Consider the following 4,320-nt stretch of genomic DNA (forward strand, 5'->3'; position numbering starts at 1 on the left):
TTTTTCAGGACACTGTGTCTCACGGCATGTGAATAACCCATAATTCGCCTCCTCTACTTGAGGCGACATCTATGTTAACACTTAGGGGAGGCTATACTTTGCAGGACACACAAAATGGTATATGAGTATAGATACATTATGACTTTTATGAATATATGTGCTCAATTATTACACTTTTATCTTTAACGAAGCAGAGCTTCGGGGAATATATCCCATAGAGATTAAATTACCATAAAATCACGAACACAACAATCACCGAACAACAAAAATATAAGGCTATGGTCAACCTGTTTTACCCGACCTCTTTCCCCCCTAACCACACTCAGCCCCCGCCACTCCCGCGAAACCCTCGCGCCTGTTGACTTATCCCGGCGGAAACACTACTTTTATTTTTAAAGCCTAAAAGCTGACCATTCTACTCAATGGGGTCGCCCGATTCATTGTCCTTGAAAAGTTGCAAGACTCTCAGTGACAAACCGGTCGGCCCGGCAGATGCGGGAGGATCGTGACCGTGCGACCAACAGCGCCGGAGCATACGGGAATCGTCACCTCGATTCGCGGTAGCGTGGTCGATCTGCGCTTCGACGACGCGCTGCCGTCGATCTACTCGATCGTCCATACCGGGCGCGAGATGGAGGTGACGATCGAAATTCTCATGCAGCTCGACCAGCAGCATGAGCGCCCGTCGGCAAGGGAACGCTGTCGCGCAAGTTCAACGTCTTCGGCAACGCCATCGACCGACGCGGCCCCGTAACCGGCGTCATCTGGCGCTCGGTGCACGGCGCGCCTCCCCCGCTCGAACGCGGCGGCAAAGCCGGGCTGTTCGACGGCGCACGAATTCATGCCTTGCAAATCGACATACTCGTAGTAACTGCTGACCTGTAAATAAAAACGCTGAAAGCCGTGTCTTCAGCAAACCATAGCTTCGCGTCTCAAATTCCACAAACTTTTTTATTCCAAAGCTTTACCGGCCATGACCAAGCTGGAGCATTCCCGATTCCTCTGGTGAAAGGTGCTCAATCTCTGGCCGGTTTCAAGCAGAGCATCTCTCTATCGACGACCATCGGCACTGTATCGAGCCACTGGTTGCCGATTTCCGGCACTCAAGCGAACGCAATATTACGGCACGCGATGGATCGGCGCCGGCTGGTGCTGCACGGTTCGGGCGTAGTGTACTGCCGGTTTGCCGAAAAGCATGGCGTAACCGAACAGATGCTCGTCCGGAATACCGAGGCTTCGGCGAATGTCGGGAAACATTTCGTCGATGGCCCATGAGGCTATGCCATTCCAGAGCGTGCCGACGCCCGAAGCTTGCGCGTACAGCTCGAAGCTCGTGAGCGCAATCATGCAATCATCCTTCGGCGTGGAAGCGCTTTTCGGAGCCGACGCAATCAGCAAATGCGGCGCGTCCCGGAAAATGAGATCGATCTGGCGCTTTTCCCATACTCTAATAAAGCTGGCGTAATAAGACTTCGACGCGGGCAACGCACCCTCCCGGTCAAGCCGGAGTAAACCCGCCATCACCTCGTCGCGCAACCGGGCGACCTTGTCGCGGTCATCGAGCACGGTAAAGCGCACCTGGCGCGAGTTCACGCCGGTGGGCGCGTGCCAGGCCACGTCGAGCAGTTTGTTCAACAGCTCGGGATCGAGGTTTTCCGGACGATAACGCCTGACCGAGCGCCGCCCCTTGATGAGCGTTTCAAGTTGCTGCGGATCGGGATAGCCGCCTTTGAGCAGCAGGCTCTCCTCCGGCCTGTAACCAAGAATCGAAAGAGCGCCCTCCGGGCAGATGGCCAGGCAATGCTGGCACCCAAGGCAGTTCGTCTCCTTTTCGGGCGCAATCGACGGAAAGCCCTCGCCGTCCAGCCCAATGATGCGCGACGGGCAATCCCCGACGCACTGCTTGCATTGCGTGCATCGCTCCCGGTCAATCCTGAAATCGATCATATAACATTGTATTCTTGATGGTTACGCGCTTGTCACGCAAACTGTAAGCCCCCGATGCGGGTCTTTGAAAATGGCAAAAGTCAAAGTTTTGGAAAAACGATTTTTTTCTTACCTTAAGCTTCCGTTTGGTGAAGTGGCCGAGTGGCTAGGCAGAGGTCTGCAAAACCTCGTACAGCGGTTCGAATCCGCTCTTCACCTCCAGAAACCTGCAAAACCCCTGCACTGTCAGGGGTTTTTTTATTGCGGGATCCGCTGGCGAGAAAAGCGAACCCCTTCGAGGCAATCGCCAGGAAGGGGTTCAATGTTGCATCAGTTGAATATGGCAACGCTCAACAGCGAGCCGAGGCGGCCATCGAGAGGCTTAACCGGTTATCTCCTTCCTCTGTATTCTCGACCATCCCATCACAAGTACGCCACCCACACCAAGCAATACCAGCGTACCAGGCTCCGGAACCGCTCCTGGAGGGTCATTGTAATCAAATGACAGCACCTGTTGCGTTTGCGTCGCCCAGCCGGTCGAGCCGGTAAAACCAACCATTGCCGAAGGCGAGTCGATAACCGACTTGATGTTGCCGATAGTATATGAAAGCATTGCTGAATCGGGCTTCTGATCTGTCTGGCTGACGCTCACAGACAAAACGCTGCCATTGTAATCGACCCAGGCATACCACGGTCCGGTGCCGTTAAATTCTGGCGAAATATCGAGCGTTGCCACGCTGACCACGGAGCCGTTGACATTGATGCCGATATGATTGCCGCTCGGATCGTTGACCTCAGAATTGTACCAGTTGTCGAACTCGATGCCGACGCTGTTCGGAATGCCGGTATAGACTCCGTTGTCGGTAGATATCGCCCCGTAACCCAAGCCACCGCCATCGCCTCCGGCTGTTGCGCTGTCGGGATTTTTTAGAACAAACACAATGCCATCTGCGCTGCCGTGACCGGAAAATGAGTCGGAATATTGAAAACTGAACGTCGCGTGGAAGGTTTCAATCCCGACTGGCGAGGTGCTGTACGCTGAGCCGATCTGGTAGGTTGGGTCGGTCACACTGTTGTCCGTAAGCTGCAAAACCCCGTCAGAAAGTTTTGTGGCCGATGAACCGGGAGTCGGCGCAATATCATCGAGTGTGACCGAATTCAGAACGGGAACAGCATTGGCCTGACTGGAAATGCAAAAAATACCAAGCGTCAACAGAGTGGTGAGTAATCGCGTTTTCATTGCTCTAAATTTTATGTGAACTGACAATCAGTTTTTACACAAGAAATATATACAATCAATATCAAAAACCAACAATCACATACATTTAATACATGCGACATATACCAACAAAGCCATTTTCGGTTATTTCACTTTCGCCGAACAAAACAGAAAGAGCCGAATTGTCCGCAAATGGTTACTCTGTCTATTGTTATATCGGCGGCTCTATGGCGGAGGATTTGGGGATCGAGGAAAAGGAAGCGAGGATGAGATGCGAGGGAGTGAGGCTTTTATATATGCGCGCTTCAAAAAAAAATCTCATGAACCCGGCTTGTCAGGCAAAGCGGATGGAGCGCAGAAAGCAAAATCGCGCCCCCGGCTGGTCGGGAGCAGCACTGCAATCGGGTCGCGTAATCGATTTTTCTCTGTGCCCGCATCTCTATGCAGGCATAAAGGTATAGTCGGTCTCAGCGGAGTTCTCCTCGGAAAAGCTAAGGGAAACGCGAGATTCTGAGGTACGGCATTTCAGGACGAGGGCGGCGTTCGATTGCTGGTGGCAGGTGAATCTCGAATTCAGCTATCCGGCTTCGACCTTGCAGATCATTTCGCCGTCCCAGCCGGAGCATCACCTTGGCTGCAGGGCGTGGATGCGGAGCATCGGCGGCTAATCTCGGAGAGGCTGGCGGTGATCGCGCCGCTCGAAAGCTATCCGTGGAGCGACCGGCAGTACGCTCTATATCTATTACGAGAGCAAGCCGAGAGGAGTTGCAGTAATACTACCGGTAGCGTCCGGACGAGATGATTGCGGGCCGACAGTGGTTTGTTGAACAACCTGGTCACGAACAACACGGCGTCGCCCGATCCAGAGTGGTACTCGGGTGATCCGGAGCGACTTGCTAGGCACCTCGAACGACATGATGTTGGTCTCGTCGCAGGTGCAGGTATCCGGCCCGCCAGCGCCGAGTTCCGCTCTACCCGTTTTCGACCGCATCGATGATTCTGATCAGGTCGGCTCGGTAAATCGTGTTAAAGAGATTTGCGCCGTTGCCAAAAAGATACATGGGCAAAAAACGCACCATCCGCTTTATGTCAACAGAGATGTCGCTTTTTTTTGAAAAAAATTGTTCACTTTTCGTCCGGGTTCAGAACCACCTCCCGGTTCATTTCCCATGCTT

At 53.2% G+C, this 4,320-nt stretch carries 3 protein-coding genes, 1 tRNA gene and 2 pseudogenes; 3 read left to right on the plus strand and 3 right to left on the minus strand.

Going from position 1 to position 4,320, the window contains the following annotated elements:
- Positions 1–93: 93 nt before the first annotated feature.
- Positions 94–165: pseudogene (locus EST62_RS13290) on the minus strand (IS200/IS605 family transposase); the annotation flags it as partial.
- A 346-nt stretch (positions 166–511) separates the two neighbouring features.
- Here EST62_RS13290 and EST62_RS13295 point away from each other — a divergent pair.
- Positions 512–840: pseudogene (locus EST62_RS13295) on the plus strand (F0F1 ATP synthase subunit beta); the annotation flags it as partial.
- 279 nt (positions 841–1,119) lie between these two features.
- On the opposite strand, the gene EST62_RS13300 reads toward EST62_RS13295, so the two are convergent.
- Positions 1,120–1,947 (minus strand): nitroreductase family protein, encoded by an 828-nt coding sequence (locus EST62_RS13300; RefSeq protein WP_129052536.1) that lies wholly within the window; start codon positions 1,945–1,947, stop codon positions 1,120–1,122.
- A 127-nt stretch (positions 1,948–2,074) separates the two neighbouring features.
- Here EST62_RS13300 and EST62_RS13305 point away from each other — a divergent pair.
- A tRNA-Cys gene (locus tag EST62_RS13305) sits at positions 2,075–2,148 on the plus strand.
- Positions 2,149–2,308: 160 nt separating this feature from the next.
- Here EST62_RS13305 and EST62_RS13310 read toward each other — a convergent pair.
- On the minus strand, positions 2,309–3,166 hold the full coding sequence (locus EST62_RS13310) for an L-type lectin-domain containing protein (RefSeq protein WP_129052538.1): 858 nt from the start codon (positions 3,164–3,166) through the stop codon (positions 2,309–2,311).
- 92 nt (positions 3,167–3,258) lie between these two features.
- On the opposite strand from EST62_RS13310, the gene EST62_RS13605 reads away from it, so the two are divergent.
- The gene (locus EST62_RS13605; protein WP_167599375.1) at positions 3,259–3,606 is read left to right on the plus strand and encodes a hypothetical protein; all 348 of its coding nucleotides are present in this window, start codon (positions 3,259–3,261) and stop codon (positions 3,604–3,606) included.
- Positions 3,607–4,320 lie beyond the last annotated feature (714 nt).

Source organism: Chlorobaculum sp. 24CR, from assembly GCF_004118635.1.
In the GTDB taxonomy this organism is placed as follows: Bacteria; Bacteroidota; Chlorobiia; order Chlorobiales; family Chlorobiaceae; genus Chlorobaculum.

What these genes read in the sequence shown, in the direction of transcription:
- EST62_RS13300 (WP_129052536.1), bottom strand. Translation starts at nt 1,947, where the DNA reads ATGATCGATTTCAGGATTGACCGGGAGCGATGCACGCAATGCAAGCAG.
- EST62_RS13310 (WP_129052538.1), bottom strand. Translation starts at nt 3,166, where the DNA reads ATGAAAACGCGATTACTCACCACTCTGTTGACGCTTGGTATTTTTTGC.
- EST62_RS13605 (WP_167599375.1), top strand. Translation starts at nt 3,259, where the DNA reads ATGCGACATATACCAACAAAGCCATTTTCGGTTATTTCACTTTCGCCG.